This is a genomic window from Mycobacterium toneyamaense, assembly GCF_055384815.1.
On record NZ_AP040333.1, the window covers coordinates 4,902,985 to 4,916,036 of the forward strand.

16 protein-coding genes and 3 tRNA genes are annotated in these 13,052 nt (G+C 66.2%); 8 read left to right on the forward strand and 11 right to left on the reverse strand.

The window, feature by feature from the left end; genetic code table 11:
• The first annotated feature begins 32 nt into the window (after positions 1–32).
• From ACZ5IQ_RS23660 to ACZ5IQ_RS23685, 6 genes are read left to right on the forward strand one after another with little or no spacing between them, the layout of a single operon-like run.
• Positions 33–890, forward strand: coding sequence for an SDR family NAD(P)-dependent oxidoreductase (locus ACZ5IQ_RS23660; protein ID WP_212806957.1), 858 nt, complete (start codon positions 33–35; stop codon positions 888–890).
• The gene (locus ACZ5IQ_RS23665) at positions 887–1,750 is read left to right on the forward strand and encodes an SDR family NAD(P)-dependent oxidoreductase (RefSeq protein WP_212806958.1); all 864 of its coding nucleotides are present in this window, start codon (positions 887–889) and stop codon (positions 1,748–1,750) included. Before ACZ5IQ_RS23660 ends, ACZ5IQ_RS23665 begins: the two co-directional genes overlap by 4 nt.
• Before the next feature lie 5 nt (positions 1,751–1,755).
• Positions 1,756–3,282, forward strand: coding sequence for a flavin-containing monooxygenase (locus ACZ5IQ_RS23670; protein ID WP_212806959.1), 1,527 nt, complete (start codon positions 1,756–1,758; stop codon positions 3,280–3,282).
• Positions 3,279–4,808: a flavin-containing monooxygenase gene (locus tag ACZ5IQ_RS23675; RefSeq protein ID WP_406802892.1), complete on the forward strand. Its 1,530-nt coding sequence runs from the start codon at positions 3,279–3,281 to the stop codon at positions 4,806–4,808. Before ACZ5IQ_RS23670 ends, ACZ5IQ_RS23675 begins: the two co-directional genes overlap by 4 nt.
• On the forward strand, positions 4,805–5,833 hold the full coding sequence (locus ACZ5IQ_RS23680) for an alpha/beta hydrolase (RefSeq protein WP_212806961.1): 1,029 nt from the start codon (positions 4,805–4,807) through the stop codon (positions 5,831–5,833). The genes ACZ5IQ_RS23675 and ACZ5IQ_RS23680 overlap by 4 nt, the downstream gene beginning before the upstream one ends.
• A 44-nt stretch (positions 5,834–5,877) precedes the next feature.
• On the forward strand, positions 5,878–6,159 hold the full coding sequence (locus tag ACZ5IQ_RS23685) for a hypothetical protein (RefSeq protein WP_212806962.1): 282 nt from the start codon (positions 5,878–5,880) through the stop codon (positions 6,157–6,159).
• 61 nt (positions 6,160–6,220) lie between these two features.
• Here the strand turns inward: ACZ5IQ_RS23685 and rplA are convergent, their stop codons facing one another.
• The 11 genes from rplA to ACZ5IQ_RS23740 form a co-directional block, all read right to left on the reverse strand.
• Positions 6,221–6,931 (reverse strand): 50S ribosomal protein L1, encoded by a 711-nt coding sequence (rplA, locus tag ACZ5IQ_RS23690; RefSeq protein WP_061001845.1) that lies wholly within the window; start codon positions 6,929–6,931, stop codon positions 6,221–6,223.
• Between the two features lie 92 nt (positions 6,932–7,023).
• Positions 7,024–7,455: a 50S ribosomal protein L11 gene (gene rplK, locus ACZ5IQ_RS23695; RefSeq protein ID WP_020101322.1), complete on the reverse strand. Its 432-nt coding sequence runs from the start codon at positions 7,453–7,455 to the stop codon at positions 7,024–7,026.
• 71 nt (positions 7,456–7,526) lie between these two features.
• Complete coding sequence (gene nusG / locus ACZ5IQ_RS23700) at positions 7,527–8,270, reverse strand: transcription termination/antitermination protein NusG (protein ID WP_406783900.1); 744 nt, start codon at positions 8,268–8,270, stop codon at positions 7,527–7,529.
• Positions 8,271–8,406: 136 nt separating this feature from the next.
• Complete coding sequence (gene secE / locus ACZ5IQ_RS23705; RefSeq protein ID WP_212806964.1) at positions 8,407–8,871, reverse strand: preprotein translocase subunit SecE; 465 nt, start codon at positions 8,869–8,871, stop codon at positions 8,407–8,409.
• Positions 8,872–8,934: 63 nt separating this feature from the next.
• Positions 8,935–9,007 (reverse strand) — tRNA-Trp (locus tag ACZ5IQ_RS23710).
• 144 nt (positions 9,008–9,151) lie between these two features.
• On the reverse strand, positions 9,152–9,664 hold the full coding sequence (hadC, locus tag ACZ5IQ_RS23715; protein WP_212806965.1) for a (3R)-hydroxyacyl-ACP dehydratase subunit HadC: 513 nt from the start codon (positions 9,662–9,664) through the stop codon (positions 9,152–9,154).
• A gap of 2 nt (positions 9,665–9,666) precedes the next feature.
• Positions 9,667–10,095, reverse strand: coding sequence for a (3R)-hydroxyacyl-ACP dehydratase subunit HadB (gene hadB, locus ACZ5IQ_RS23720; protein WP_212806966.1), 429 nt, complete (start codon positions 10,093–10,095; stop codon positions 9,667–9,669).
• Positions 10,082–10,561 (reverse strand): (3R)-hydroxyacyl-ACP dehydratase subunit HadA, encoded by a 480-nt coding sequence (gene hadA / locus ACZ5IQ_RS23725; protein WP_212806967.1) that lies wholly within the window; start codon positions 10,559–10,561, stop codon positions 10,082–10,084. Before hadA ends, hadB begins: the two co-directional genes overlap by 14 nt.
• A gap of 9 nt (positions 10,562–10,570) precedes the next feature.
• Complete coding sequence (gene rpmG, locus ACZ5IQ_RS23730) at positions 10,571–10,738, reverse strand: 50S ribosomal protein L33 (RefSeq protein WP_059015841.1); 168 nt, start codon at positions 10,736–10,738, stop codon at positions 10,571–10,573.
• A gap of 35 nt (positions 10,739–10,773) precedes the next feature.
• A tRNA-Met gene (locus ACZ5IQ_RS23735) sits at positions 10,774–10,850 on the reverse strand.
• Positions 10,851–10,917: 67 nt separating this feature from the next.
• Positions 10,918–10,990: transfer RNA gene (locus ACZ5IQ_RS23740), tRNA-Thr, on the reverse strand.
• Between the two features lie 337 nt (positions 10,991–11,327).
• Here ACZ5IQ_RS23740 and ACZ5IQ_RS23745 point away from each other — a divergent pair.
• A complete protein-coding gene (locus tag ACZ5IQ_RS23745) occupies positions 11,328–12,041 on the forward strand; it encodes an MBL fold metallo-hydrolase (RefSeq protein ID WP_212806968.1) in 714 nt (237 codons plus the stop codon).
• Positions 12,042–12,141: 100 nt separating this feature from the next.
• Positions 12,142–12,978 (forward strand): hypothetical protein, encoded by an 837-nt coding sequence (locus ACZ5IQ_RS23750; protein WP_212806969.1) that lies wholly within the window; start codon positions 12,142–12,144, stop codon positions 12,976–12,978.
• Positions 12,979–13,052 lie beyond the last annotated feature (74 nt).

A 13,052-nucleotide genomic window follows, 5' to 3' on the forward strand; every position in this document is an offset into this window, starting at 1 on the left:
AGCTCACCCAGCGCCACCGACGGATGTCGGCCATGACGGTGGCAGTGGTGACGGGTGGCGGCAGCGGCATCGGACGTGCGACGGCCGTGCGGTTCGCCCGCAACGGCTCCGAGGTCGTCGTGGCCGACATCAACGAGCAGACCGGCAAGGAAACGGTCGACCTCATCCAGGACGCGGGCGGCCGCGCGGTGTTCCGGCGACTCGACGTCGCCGACCTCACCGACTGGGAGGATTTCACCGACCGGGTGTGCGCCGAACACGGCGTGCCCGACGTCGTCGTCAACAACGCCGGCATCCTCATCGGTGGTGGGTTCCTGGAGCAGTCCAACGCGGACTGGCGGCGAATGATCCAGATCAACATGATGAGCCCCCTGGTGGGATCTCGGTTGTTCGTGCAACGCATGACGGACGCCGGGGTGCGCGGCCACATCGTCAACGTGTGTTCGGTCGGCGCGTTCATGCCGACGCCCATCGCCCCCTCGTATGTGGTCGCCAAGGCCGGCGCGTGGTTCGGCACCCAGGCGCTACGTGCGGAGTTCGGTGACAAGGGCATCGGCGTCAGCGCGATCTGCCCAGGGCTGATCCGAACCAGCCTGGCCGCCAACGGGACTCGCGGCGGCGTCGACGACAGCGACAGTTCGGACTGGGCGGCCAAGCTCGCCGCCGGCCACCGTTACATCGGCCGGTCCCCCGACCGGGTGGCCGCCGCGATCGAACGCGCGGTGCGCTGGAACCTCTCGACGGTCCCGGTCGGCGTCGAGGCCTGGGCCGGCTGGTACCTGTACCGGCTGTCACCGAGTGCGGCCCGCGGTCTCTACGGCCTGTTCACGATGTCGATCGCCGACAAGGCAGTCGCCCTGTCGGGCAGGCTGTTCGGAGGGAAGCGATGAAGAACGTCATCGTCACCGGCGCGGGGGCCGGTATCGGGCGTGAGACGGCAAAGCTGTTCGCCGCCAAAGGCGGTCGGGTCATCGTCGCAGACATCGACATGCCGGCCGCGAAGGAGACGGCCGAACAGATCGTCGGCGCAGGCGGCCAAGCCGTCGCCTACCGGCTGGACGTGGCCGCCGACGACGAGTGGGAGGCCTTCGGCGAGTGGATGTTTGCCCACTTCGGCGCACCCCACGTGCTGATCAACAACGCCGGCGTCATGGACCTCGGCGGGTTCGTGGAGATGAGCGCCGCGCAGTGGCAGCGCGAGATCGACATCAACCTGATGAGCGTCATCTACGGGTCACGGGTCTTCGCGCAACAGATGATCGACGATGGGATTCCCGGCCACATCGTCAATCTGTCGTCGGCGGCCGCGTACTTTCCATCGGGGCTCGAGCCCGCGTACGGCGTCGCGAAGTCGGCCGTCCTGATGGCCTCGCAGGCGCTACGAGTGGAGTTGCGCAGCAAAGGGATCGGCGTGACCGCGATCTGCCCGGGCGCCATCCGGACCAACCTGCTCGCCAACGGCCAACGGGCCGGGCTCACCGCGGAGCAGCAGGCGGCGTGGCGCGAGACCGCGGGCGGTATGCAGCGATACGCCTACACCTCACCGCAGAAGGTTGCCCGGGCGATCGAACGGGCCGTGCGGTGGAATTCGGCCGTCGTACCGGTCGCACCGGAATCCTGGCTGCTGTACGGGCTGTTCCGGTTCTCCCCCAGCCTCACGCGCGCAGTTCTCGCGCGCGCGTCCTTCGACCGCATCGAATCCGTGATCCCGGTCGCCGGCAAGGCACTCGCCCGGCTGACCGGGAAATAGGAGATATGACAATGACATCCAGCCCCGAATTCGAGGTCGTCGTCATCGGTGCGGGCTTCGGCGGCATCAACGCCGGCGTCCGGCTCCGGCAGGCCGGCATCGAGAACTTCGTCATCCTCGACAAGTGGGACAAGGTCGGCGGGACGTGGCACGCCAACCATTACCCCGGCGTCGCGGTCGACATTCCGTCGTTCATCTATCAGTTCAGCTATCACCAAAAAGGCGACTGGTCGCGGCTTTTCGCACCGGGCCACGAAATTCAGGCGTACGCCGAGGAGGTCGTGGATGCCCACGGGCTGCGGCCGAAGCTGCGCCTGAACACCACGGTCACCGGATGCCGGTTCGACGAGGCGAACGACATCTGGCACGTCAGTACCGATTCCGGCGAGGTGACGGCCCGGTTCATCATCGCGGGCATCGGCGGCCTGGAGGTGCCGAACCTCCCGGATATCGCGGGCATCGACAGCTTCGGCGGGACGGTGCTGCACACCGCCGCCTGGGATCACAGCGTCGATCTGCGCGGTAAGCGGGTCGGCGTCATCGGCACGGGCGCCAGTGCGCTGCAACTGATTCCGGAGGTCGCCAAAGTCGCCGCCCACCTCACGGTGTTCCAGCGCACCCCGATCTGGGTCGCGCCCAAGCCAGATTGGCACACGGGCCGGGTCACCAGGGCGGTGCTGGGCACCCCGATACTGCGCGCGCCGTTGCGCGCGATCGGCATGGTGGGCGTCGAACTCGGTGTCGGCGCCGGCATGCTGCACGGGCGGCGGATGCAGCCGCTCATCCGCGGCGCCGAAGCCGCGCTGAAACTCTGGATGCGCACGCAGGTCAAGGATCCGGTGACGCGCGAGAAGCTCACCCCGAAGTACCTGCTGGGCTGCAAGCGACCGTCGATGCACAACGAGTACTTCAAGACCTACAACCTGCCGCACGTCGATCTGGTGACCGACCCCATCGAGAAGGTCACCCCCGACGCGGTGGTGACCGAGGGCGGCGCGGCGCACGACATCGATGTGTTGGTGTGCGCCACCGGATTCAAGGTCATGGCCAAGGGCAGCACGCCGCCGTTCCCGACCCTGGGCCGTGACGGCGTCGATCTCAACGAGTTCTGGGAGGCCAACCGCTACCAGGCGTACCAGGGCGTCTCGGCACCGAAGTTCCCCAACGCCTTCCTCGTCATCGGGCCGTACGCCTACGCCCCGGGCTCGTATCTGGTGTTGATCGAGTCGACCGGGGACCACGCCGTGCGCGTGATCACCGAGGCCCGGCAGCGTGGCGCCACCCGCGTCGAGGTCAAGCAGGAGCCGCACGACCGCTTCTTCGCGGACATGCAGAAGCGCGTCGCCGGAACTCCCCTGATGACCTCGGCGTGTGGCGGCTCCAACACGTATTACCTCAATCATCACGGCGACGCCGCGGCGTTCCGCCCGACCACGGTTCTGGAGATGCGCTGGGCGAACCGGCATTTCCCGCTGTCGGACTACCGTTTCACCCGCAACACCGTGCACGTGCCCGAAGAGGTGAGCGCATGAGTACGACGCCGCAATTCGAGGTCGCCGTCATCGGCGCCGGGCCCGGCGGTATCGCCGCGGGCGTGAAGCTCCGCAAGGCCGGCATCGACGACTTCGTCATCCTGGAGCGCGCCGACGATGTCGGCGGCAGCTGGCACGAGAACCACTACCCGGGTCTCGGCGTGGACATCCCGACCATCGCGTATCAGTACTCGTTCGCGCGCAACGCCAACTGGGATCGTTTCTTCGCCAAAGGCGCGGAGGTCAAGCAGTACCACGTCGATGTGGCCCGAAAGTACGGGCTGTACTCGCGTATCCGGTTCAATACCAACGTCGAACGGGAGGAGTGGGACGACACCGGTAACTTCTGGAAGCTGCATGCCGCCGACGGCTCCGTCATCACGGCACGGTTCGTCATCAGCGCGGTGGGCGCGTTCGTCCGGCCCAAGGAAGACGTCGGGATTGCCGGCGCGAAATCGTTCAAGGGCAAGGTGCAGCGGCCGACCGATTGGGACCACGACTACGACATGACCGGCAAGGCCGTCGGCATCATCGGCACGGGAGCCAGTGCGGTGCAGATCATTCCGGCGATCGCACCGGAGGTCGGCAATCTGACGGTGTTCCAGCGCACCCCGGTCTGGTCCATTCCCAAGCCGGACTTCCGGGTACCGGCGGTGATGAAGAAGGTGCTGGCGATCCCCGGTGTGCAGGCCACGATCCACGGCGGCGTGCTGGTCGTGGTCGACCTGATTCTCCGTGGGGCACTGCGGACCTCGCATTCGACGCTGGATCGAGCCGACGCGCTCTGCATCCGCGGCTACCGCAGATTCGTGGCCAGAACGGTGCACGACCCGGAAACCAGCGCGAAGCTGACACCGAACTTCGGTCTGCTCGCCAAACGGCCGACCATGTCCAACGGATATCTGCAGGCCTACAACCGCACCAACGTGTCGCTGGTGACCGATCCCATCGAGAAGATCACGCCGACCGGCGTCCGGACCCGCGACGGAATGCTCCACAAGCTGGACGTGCTGATCCTGGCCACCGGCTACGAGGTGTTCTCCGATCCGGAGACGTATCGCCCGGGAACCGTCGTGGGCCGGGCCGGTTTCGATCTCGCCAAGTTCTACAACGAGGAAGGCCTGCAGGCGTACGAGAGCGTCTCGGTGCCGGGGCTGCCCAACCGGTGGACGCTGTGCGGCCCGTACTCGTGGACCGGGTCGGGCTGGCACGCCTTCGTCGAGATGACCGCGGACCACGCCGTCCGCGCGATCACCGAGACCCGCCGCCGCGCGGCGCACGTCTGCGAGATTCGCCCGGAGGCCGCCGACGCCTACCATCGCACGACCTACCGACGTGCGGAACCGTTGCGCTACTACCTCGGCGACCTCAACGGGCATGTGCCCACCTACTACCGGAACTCGCAGGGCGACACCACATACATCCGTCCCTCCGGTTTCTTCGAGGCCAGCCGCGGCAACCGCAGATTCCCGCTGGACGACTACCGCTACGAAATCCCGGCCACCACCGCGGGCGTGCACGCATGAGTGCGATCGATTCGGTGACCATCGAGTTGCCCAGCCGCGCGAGCCGGTCACTGCGCGTCGCCGATGCGCTGGGCCGCAGGACAATTCGGCCCGCACTCGACGGTATCGCCCGGCTGGCCTGGCGCGGTCCGCTGCGCGGCACGCCCGCGTTCCGCATCGCCAACCGCGCCGAGTTGATCACCGTCCCGCTACGGCCGCCGCGCGGCACCCGCCGCCGCGCCCTGCGCTTCGCCACCTGCCGCGCGGAATGGCTGTGGCACAAGACGATCGCCGGCCCCGACGACGTCACCGGCGGTGCCATCCTCTACTTCCACGGCGGTGGTTTTGTGGCTGGTGGACTGCACAGCCATCGCCGGATCGCGGGCCGCATCGCCCGCGCCGCAGGTATCCCGCTGCTCAACGTCGACTACCGGCAACTGCCGGCGGCCCACATCACCGACACTGTCGCCGACGCGCTCGATGCCTACCAGCATCTGCTCGGGTTGGGCTTCGCTCCCGAAAAGATCGTGTTCGCCGGCGATTCCGCGGGCGGTGGCCTGGCCTTCGCCGCGGCGCTGGCCGCACGCGAGCGCCGGCTGCCGATGCCCGGCGGCATCGTCGCCATCGCGCCGTGGGCCGAATTCGATCCGGCCCGCAGGCTCGCCCACGCCAACGATCGGACGGACGCCGTGTTGTCGGCCTTCACCCTCTCGGTCCCCGCCCTGGTCGGTTTCGCGGCCGGCGGCGAGCTGGACCCGCGCTGGTCGCCGGTGAACCACGACTTCACCGGGCTCCCACCGGTTTTCATCCAGGTGGGCTCGACCGAAGTACTCCTGGCCGACGCCGAACAACTGGCTCAGTGCTGCCGCGCGGCCGCGGTGCCCTGCACCCTGCAGATCTGGGATCGCGCACTGCACGTCTTCCACGCCGGGGCCGACATCCTTCCGGATGCCCGGGCCGCCATATCCGACATGGGCCGCACCATCCGCGCATTCGTCGACACCGGCGCCCCGTCTCTGCCGACCGGGCGCAGCACGGCGGCATGACCCGACGACAACATCGCCTCGCAACCGAACAGAACGGAATCTCCATGCCCCAGCCGCTGTTTCGCCAACGCATCACCGCCTGGATGCAGCTCCGTCCGGCCCCGATTCCCGTGCTCTGGCGCGGGGTGGACGGCATCCACTTCACCGCGGATGCGGTGATCCGGCTGATCGAGAAGGCCCACATGGGAATTCGGGATCAGATCGTGCTGCCGACGGCCACGAGAGTCGGTGTGGCGCCTGCGGCCATCGACACCTTCCGCCGACGGCACACGCAGTTCTTCGGCCGGGTGTACCGCGGACTGCGCACCATCCACTGGTACGTCTGACAACAAAGAACCCCCGCACGACCGAAGTCGTACGGGGGTCCTTCGTGAAATCGGATTCGGCTTACGCCTCTTCGGTGAAGTTCCGGGTGACGGCCGGGTCGACCGGGATGCCCGGGCCGGTGGTCGTCGAGACGGTGACCTTCTTCAGGTAACGGCCCTTCGACGACGACGGCTTGGCGCGCAGCACCTCGTCCAGCGCAGCACCGTAGTTCTCGGCCAGCTTGACCTCGTCGAACGACGCCTTGCCGATGATCAGGTGCAGGTTGGCCTGCTTGTCGACGCGGAAGTTGATCTTGCCGCCCTTGATGTCGGACACGGCCTTGGCCACGTCCGGGGTGACGGTGCCGGTCTTCGGGTTCGGCATCAGACCACGCGGGCCGAGGACGCGGGCGATCTTACCGACCTTCGCCATCTGATCCGGCGTCGCGATCGCGGCGTCGAAGTCGGTCCACCCACCCTGGATACGCTCGATCAGGTCATCGCTACCGACGGCATCGGCGCCGGCGGCCACAGCGGCCTCGGCCTTCTCACCAACCGCGAACACCACTACGCGGGCGGTCTTACCGGTGCCGTGCGGCAGGTTGACGGTGCCACGCACCATCTGGTCTGCCTTACGAGGATCGACACCCAGCCGGATCGCAACCTCGACGGTCGCATCCTGCTTCTTCGAGGACGTCTCCTTGGCCAGCTTGACGGCCTGGAGCGGGGTGTACAGGTTGTCGCGGTCCACCTTCTCGGCAGCTTCGCGGTATGCCTTGCTGTTCTTGCTCATTTGAATCTCCAGTTCAGAGGTTGTGGTTAGCGAGCCGAAGCGGGCTCTTCCACGTATTGCTCAGTTCGAGTACCCGACGTGTACGGGACGAACTATTCGACGGTGATGCCCATCGAGCGCGCGGTGCCGGCGATGATCTTGGCAGCGGCGTCGATGTCGTTCGCGTTGAGATCTTCCTTCTTGGTCTCGGCGATCTCGCGGACCTGGTCCCAGCTGATCTTGGCGACCTTGGTCTTGTGCGGCTCGGACGAACCCTTCTGGATACCCGCAGCCTTGAGCAGCAGCCGGGCAGCCGGCGGGGTCTTCAGAACGAACGTGAACGTGCGGTCCTCGTAGACGCTGATCTCGACGGGGATGACGTTTCCACGCTGGCTTTCTGTCGCGGCGTTGTACGCCTTGCAGAACTCCATGATGTTGACGCCGTGCTGGCCGAGCGCCGGACCCACGGGCGGGGCGGGGTTGGCCGCGCCGGCCTGGATCTGAAGCTTGATCAGCCCGACGACCTTCTTCTTCTTCGGGGCCATTGGTGTGGTGTTCCTTTCTAGGTAGTCGCGGCGCGACTACGTTCCTGCTAACCGGGAGCCGAGGCTCGCGATTAAATCTTGCTGACCTGTGTGAAGGTCAATTCGACGGGTGTCTCGCGTCCGAAGATGGACACCAGCACCTTGAGCTTCTGCTGTTCGGCGTTGACCTCGCTGATCGACGCGGGCAGCGTGGCGAACGGGCCGTCCATGACGGTGACCGACTCGCCGACCTCGAAGTCGACCAGGATCTCCGGACGCGCGAGGGTGGCTTCGCTGTCGGCACCCGACGTAGCGGCGGCCGCGGTCGCCTTGGCGGGCTTCTTCGCGGCGCCCTGCGGCAGCAGGAACTTCACGACGTCGTCGAGCGACAGCGCCGACGGCTTCGAGGTCGCGCCGACGAACCCGGTCACACCCGGGGTGTTGCGCACGGCGCCCCACGACTCGTCGTTCAGGTCCATGCGCACCAGGATGTAGCCCGGCAGCACCTTGCGGTTGACCTGCTTGCGCTGGCCGTTCTTGATCTCGGTGACCTCTTCGGTCGGCACCTCGACCTGGAAGATGTAGTCGCCGACGTCCAGGTTCTGCACGCGGGTCTCGAGGTTGGCCTTCACCTTGTTCTCGTAACCGGCGTACGAGTGGATGACGTACCACTCGCCTGCCTGACGACGCAGCTGCTTCTTCAGCGCGACCGCGGGATCCTCGTCCTCGGGCTCCTCGGCGACGGCTTCCGCCGTCTCGTCGACGACCACGTCGGTCGCCTCGGGCGCTTCCTCGGCGTCGGCCGAGTCGGTGTCCAGGGTGTCGTCAGCGTCCACGGTGTCGTCCGAGGTCTCCACCGACTCGACTGCCTCGGCGGTCACGTCGGACTCGTCCGAAGGTGTCTCGCCATCGAAAGTCACGGTAGTCAGTCCTCTCTTACGTTCTTGAGCTCGTCCCGGCGGGCGCTCGGCGTCAGCCGAACACCCACATGACGAGCTTGGCGAGACCGAAATCGACCCCACCGATCAGCGCCACCATGAAGACCAGGAACACCAGCACGACGGTCGTGTAACCGATCATCTGCTTGCGGTTCGGCCAGATGACCTTGCGCAGCTCGGCGACGACCTGCTTGAGGTAGTTCCAGACGAACACGAACGGGTTCCGAGTGGGGCCCGTCTTCTTGGACTTGTCAGCCTTCTTCGGCTTGGACTTCTTGCCGGCCTCGGCCGCGCTGTCCTCGGCGTCGGAGTCCGTGTCGCCGGTCTCGACGTCCGATTCGGACTCGTCGACCTCGACGGCCCGCCGGGCCCGCTTTCCGGTCGGACGCGCCGGACGCGTCACAACTGCGGTCTGGCCCTGCGACTCGCTTTCGCTCGCGTCGGTGCCCGCATCAGTACCGGCGCCTGCGGAGCCGGCACTATCGCGCTCGTCGCTCACCGCATGCCTTTCGTCTGTTCCAGGTGGTCACATTTCCAGTGTCCACATCGGTATTCAGTTGAGCAGGGGCGACAGGACTTGAACCTGCAACCTGCGGTTTTGGAGACCGCTGCTCTGCCAATTGAGCTACGCCCCTTCAGCACCGGCCAGGCCGGCGCTTCCGGTTGGGTCCTCACACAATTCGCGCGCTCCCCGATCGGTCGATGTGTAACCGACGGACAGCGCGCTGAAAAGGGTGGATCCCCGAGGACCGAGTGTACATCGGCCCCAGTCTGAGTTACTAATCCGCTCCGACGGCCGAACGCAAAACCTGGCCCGTTTCGCGGTCGTAGCGCACCGACACCGAGTTGTCGCCCTCGTGGCCCATCAACGTCGTGAAGGCCTCCATGATGACGCTGCCGTCGTCGTCGGTGAGGGTGTTGCGGGTCATCACGATGTCGGCGCCGAACCGGTGCTCGACGGAGATGATCTCGACGGTCGCGTGCAAGCGGTCACCGACCAGGATCGGGCGGTGGTACACGAACTTCTGGTCGACCTGGATGATCTGCATGGTCTCCATGCCGACATCGACGACGCGGAAGAAGTCCTGCTGGACCAGCAGTGCGACGATCGCCACGAACGTCGGGCCGGCGACGATGGCCTTGTGACCCAACTCGGCCGCGGCGGCTTCGTCCATCGAAACGGGGTGGTCGGACTTGACGGCCTTGGCATACTGCCGGACCTGCTCCCGGCCCACGACGAAGACCTGCGGGTACTTGTGGACCATCCCCAGGATGTTGGGATTCAGCGGCATGACTACGCCAACTTCGCGGTGGCGACGGCGCGGCCGAAGATCTTCTTGCCGCCGGTGGTGGCAGAGAGCGCGATGGTGACCGACTTGGATTCCTCGTCGACCGACTTCACGCGGCCGCTGAAGATGAGCTCAGCGCCGACGCCGTCGTTCGGGACCGGGACCACAGAGGTGAAGCGGACGTTGTACTCGGTCACGGCAGCCGGGTCGCCGACCCAGTTGGTGATGTAGCCGCCGCCGAGGCCCATGGTCAGCATGCCGTGGGCGATCGCGGTGTCCAGACCGACCTGCTTGGCGATCTCGTCGTCCCAGTGGATGGGGTTCAGGTCGCCGGAGACGCCGGCGTAGTTGACCAGGTCCTGCCGGGTCAGCTGGTAGGTCTTCTCAGGCAGCGCGTCGCCGACCTTGACCGAATTGAACTCACGAAGTGCCATCTGAGAATCCTCCCTGTCCGTCCTCGTCACCCGAGCGACCCGCCAAGGTCGTGTAGGCCTCCTGCACGACCTCATCACGGTCATTCGTGATGATGTTCTTGGTCACGATGATGTCGGTGCCGTGTGCCTGACGGAACGAGTCGACGTACACATCGCAGTACAGCTTGTCCCCGGCCTTGATCGGCTGCAGGAACTTCAGCGACTGGTCGACCTGGACGATCTGGGCATCAGAAATGGCGATGCCGGCATCGCCGAACATCGCGAATTGGGCTTGGTAGCCGAAGATGCAGATGAAGGTCAGCGGCGCGAGCAGCGCGTCGTGGCCGAGCTCGGCGGCCGCCGACTCCTGGTGGAAACACGCGTCGTCGTTCTGAACGGCAGTCGCGTGCTCACGGATCTTCTCGCGACCGACCTCGTAGCACTCGGGATGCCGGTAGTGATAGCCGACAATGTCCGCCAGACCCACGACGAGTGACTAACGCGACTCTTTGTGCGGCTGGTGCGTACCGCAGTTCGGGCAGAACTTCTTCAGCTCGAGCCGATCCGGGTCGTTGCGGCGGTTCTTCTTGGTGATGTAGTTACGGTGCTTGCACACCTCGCAGGCCAAGGTGATCTTCGGCCGTACGTCGGTACTCGACGCCACGTCTCTGCCTCTTTCGCTTCGAATCTCTGTTGTGCTGGTAGCGGTGGGGAGGCTCGATCTCCCGACCTCACGATTATGAGTCGTGCGCTCTAACCAGCTGAGCTACACCGCCCCGACAGACACAGGCGGCGCAGCGGCGGATTTTTACTTCCGTCGCTCCGCTCGCCATATGTCCACCGAGCCCCCTAACGGAATCGAACCGTTGACCTTTTCCTTACCATGGAAACGCTCTGCCGACTGAGCTAAGGGGGCCTGACCCTCGGTTTCGAACTGTCGGTTACGACCGTCTGCCCCGTGGGCCTTAAAGAGGTTACCGTCTCGCGGTTTCACCTGCCAAAACGGCAGCTCAACCACGCTATTTCGGCCTGTTCGGGCGGTCCCGTGGGCCCCGGTCGGCCCGGTTGTTCCCCCAAACCCCGTTCACCCTGCGTCCTGCGCGCAAAAGCCCGAGTAGGTCGGTGCGTGGTTACAGACTCAACACCGAGGTCGGCCACATCGCGGCTGACTCTGCATCCTGGGCACAAAAGGCCGAGTAGGTCGGTGCGTGGTCGCAGAGTCAACGCCGAGGCCGCCCTCCTAGGCTGTCGGCATGCCTGATGACCGCCTGTATTTCCGCCAGCTGCTCGCCGGTCGCGACTTCGCCGCGACGGACCCGATCGCCCAGCAGATGCGCAACTTCGCCTACCTCATCGGCGACCGGGAGACCGGCGACTGCGTGGTGGCCGACCCGGCCTACGCTGCGGGCGATCTGGTCGACGTCCTCGAGGGCGACGGCATGCACCTGTCCGGCGTGCTCGTCACCCACCACCACCCCGACCACGTCGGCGGCTCGATGATGGGCTTCGAGCTCAAGGGCCTGGCCGAGTTGCTGGAGCGGGTCAGCGTGCCGGTGCACGTCAACGCCCACGAGGCGGACTGGGTGTCCCGGGTGACCGGCATCGCACCGTCGGAGCTGACGCCGCACCAGCACGGCGACGTAGTGCAGGTCGGGGCCGTACCGATCGAGCTGCTGCACACCCCAGGGCACACCCCCGGCAGCCAGTGCTTCCTGCTCGACGGCCGGTTGGTGGCCGGCGACACGCTGTTCCTGGAGGGCTGTGGCCGCACCGATTTCCCGGGCGGGAACGTCGACGACATGTTCCGCAGCCTGCAGGCGCTGGCCGCCCTGCCCGGCGATCCGACGGTCTTCCCCGGGCACTGGTATTCGGCCGAACCCAGTGCGCCACTCGACGACGTCCGTCGCACCAATTACGTCTACCGGGCACGCGACCTGGACCAGTGGCGCATGCTCATGGGCGGCTAGCAGCGCAGCTACCTTTCGCTCTCCGTTGTACAAGTCAACCAGCGAATATTAGTCTCAGTGTCGGATAAAACCGATCGGGACTTGACGACTGGATGGCGCGGTGGACTGGATATCTCAACGCTGGGACGACCTGACAGGCCTGGGATCAGGCAGCTGGCTGGCCATCGCGGCGTGGGCCGCACTGGCGTTCGGCATCGTCGTACTGATCGTGGTGAACCGCCAGCTGTCCAAGAATCGCCAGCTCAAGCAGGATCAGGTGCGCCCGCAGGTGACCATGTTCATGGAGCCGCACGCGTCGGACTGGCATCTGATCGAGCTCGTGGTCCGCAACTTCGGGCAGACCGCGGCGCACAACATCTCGTTCGATTTCACGCACCACCCGACGGTCGCCATCTACGAGGATTCCGACCATGACGGCGAACTCGATGTCACCGAGCTGCGACTGCCCAGCGAACTCTCGGTCCTGGCTCCGGGGCAGGAGTGGCGAACCATCTGGGACTCGGCGATCAGCCGCGAGGAGCTGGGTGGGTCCATCCGGTCGCGATTCGAGGGGACGCTGACCTACTACGACGCGCCGGCGCCCGTGCAGGGCAAGAAGTCCCGCTTCGGGCGCAAGCCCCGCGAGTTCGAGTCGAAGGCGGTGCTCGACTGGGCGGCGCTGCAGCCGGTGCAGCGGCTGGAGCTGATGACGACGCACGACCTCGCCAAGCGCGAGAAGCAGAAGCTCGAACTGCTGCGCAGCGTGCTGACGTACTTCCACTACGCCTCCAAGGAGACGCAGCCCGACGTCTTCCGCGCCGAGATCGACCGGATGAACCGGGCGGTCCGCGAGACGCAGGACCGGTGGCGCAGCCGCGCTTCCGACGAGACCACGGAACTGGAAATCCAGTGGTTCGACGACGGCCCCAAGGGCCGGCACCGCAACGCCGTCCACTGACAGGACGCCTCCGAAGGCACGTCTAGCATCGGCTCACACCTGTTCCCGGCCCGGGAACCGACCGAGGGAGAGCC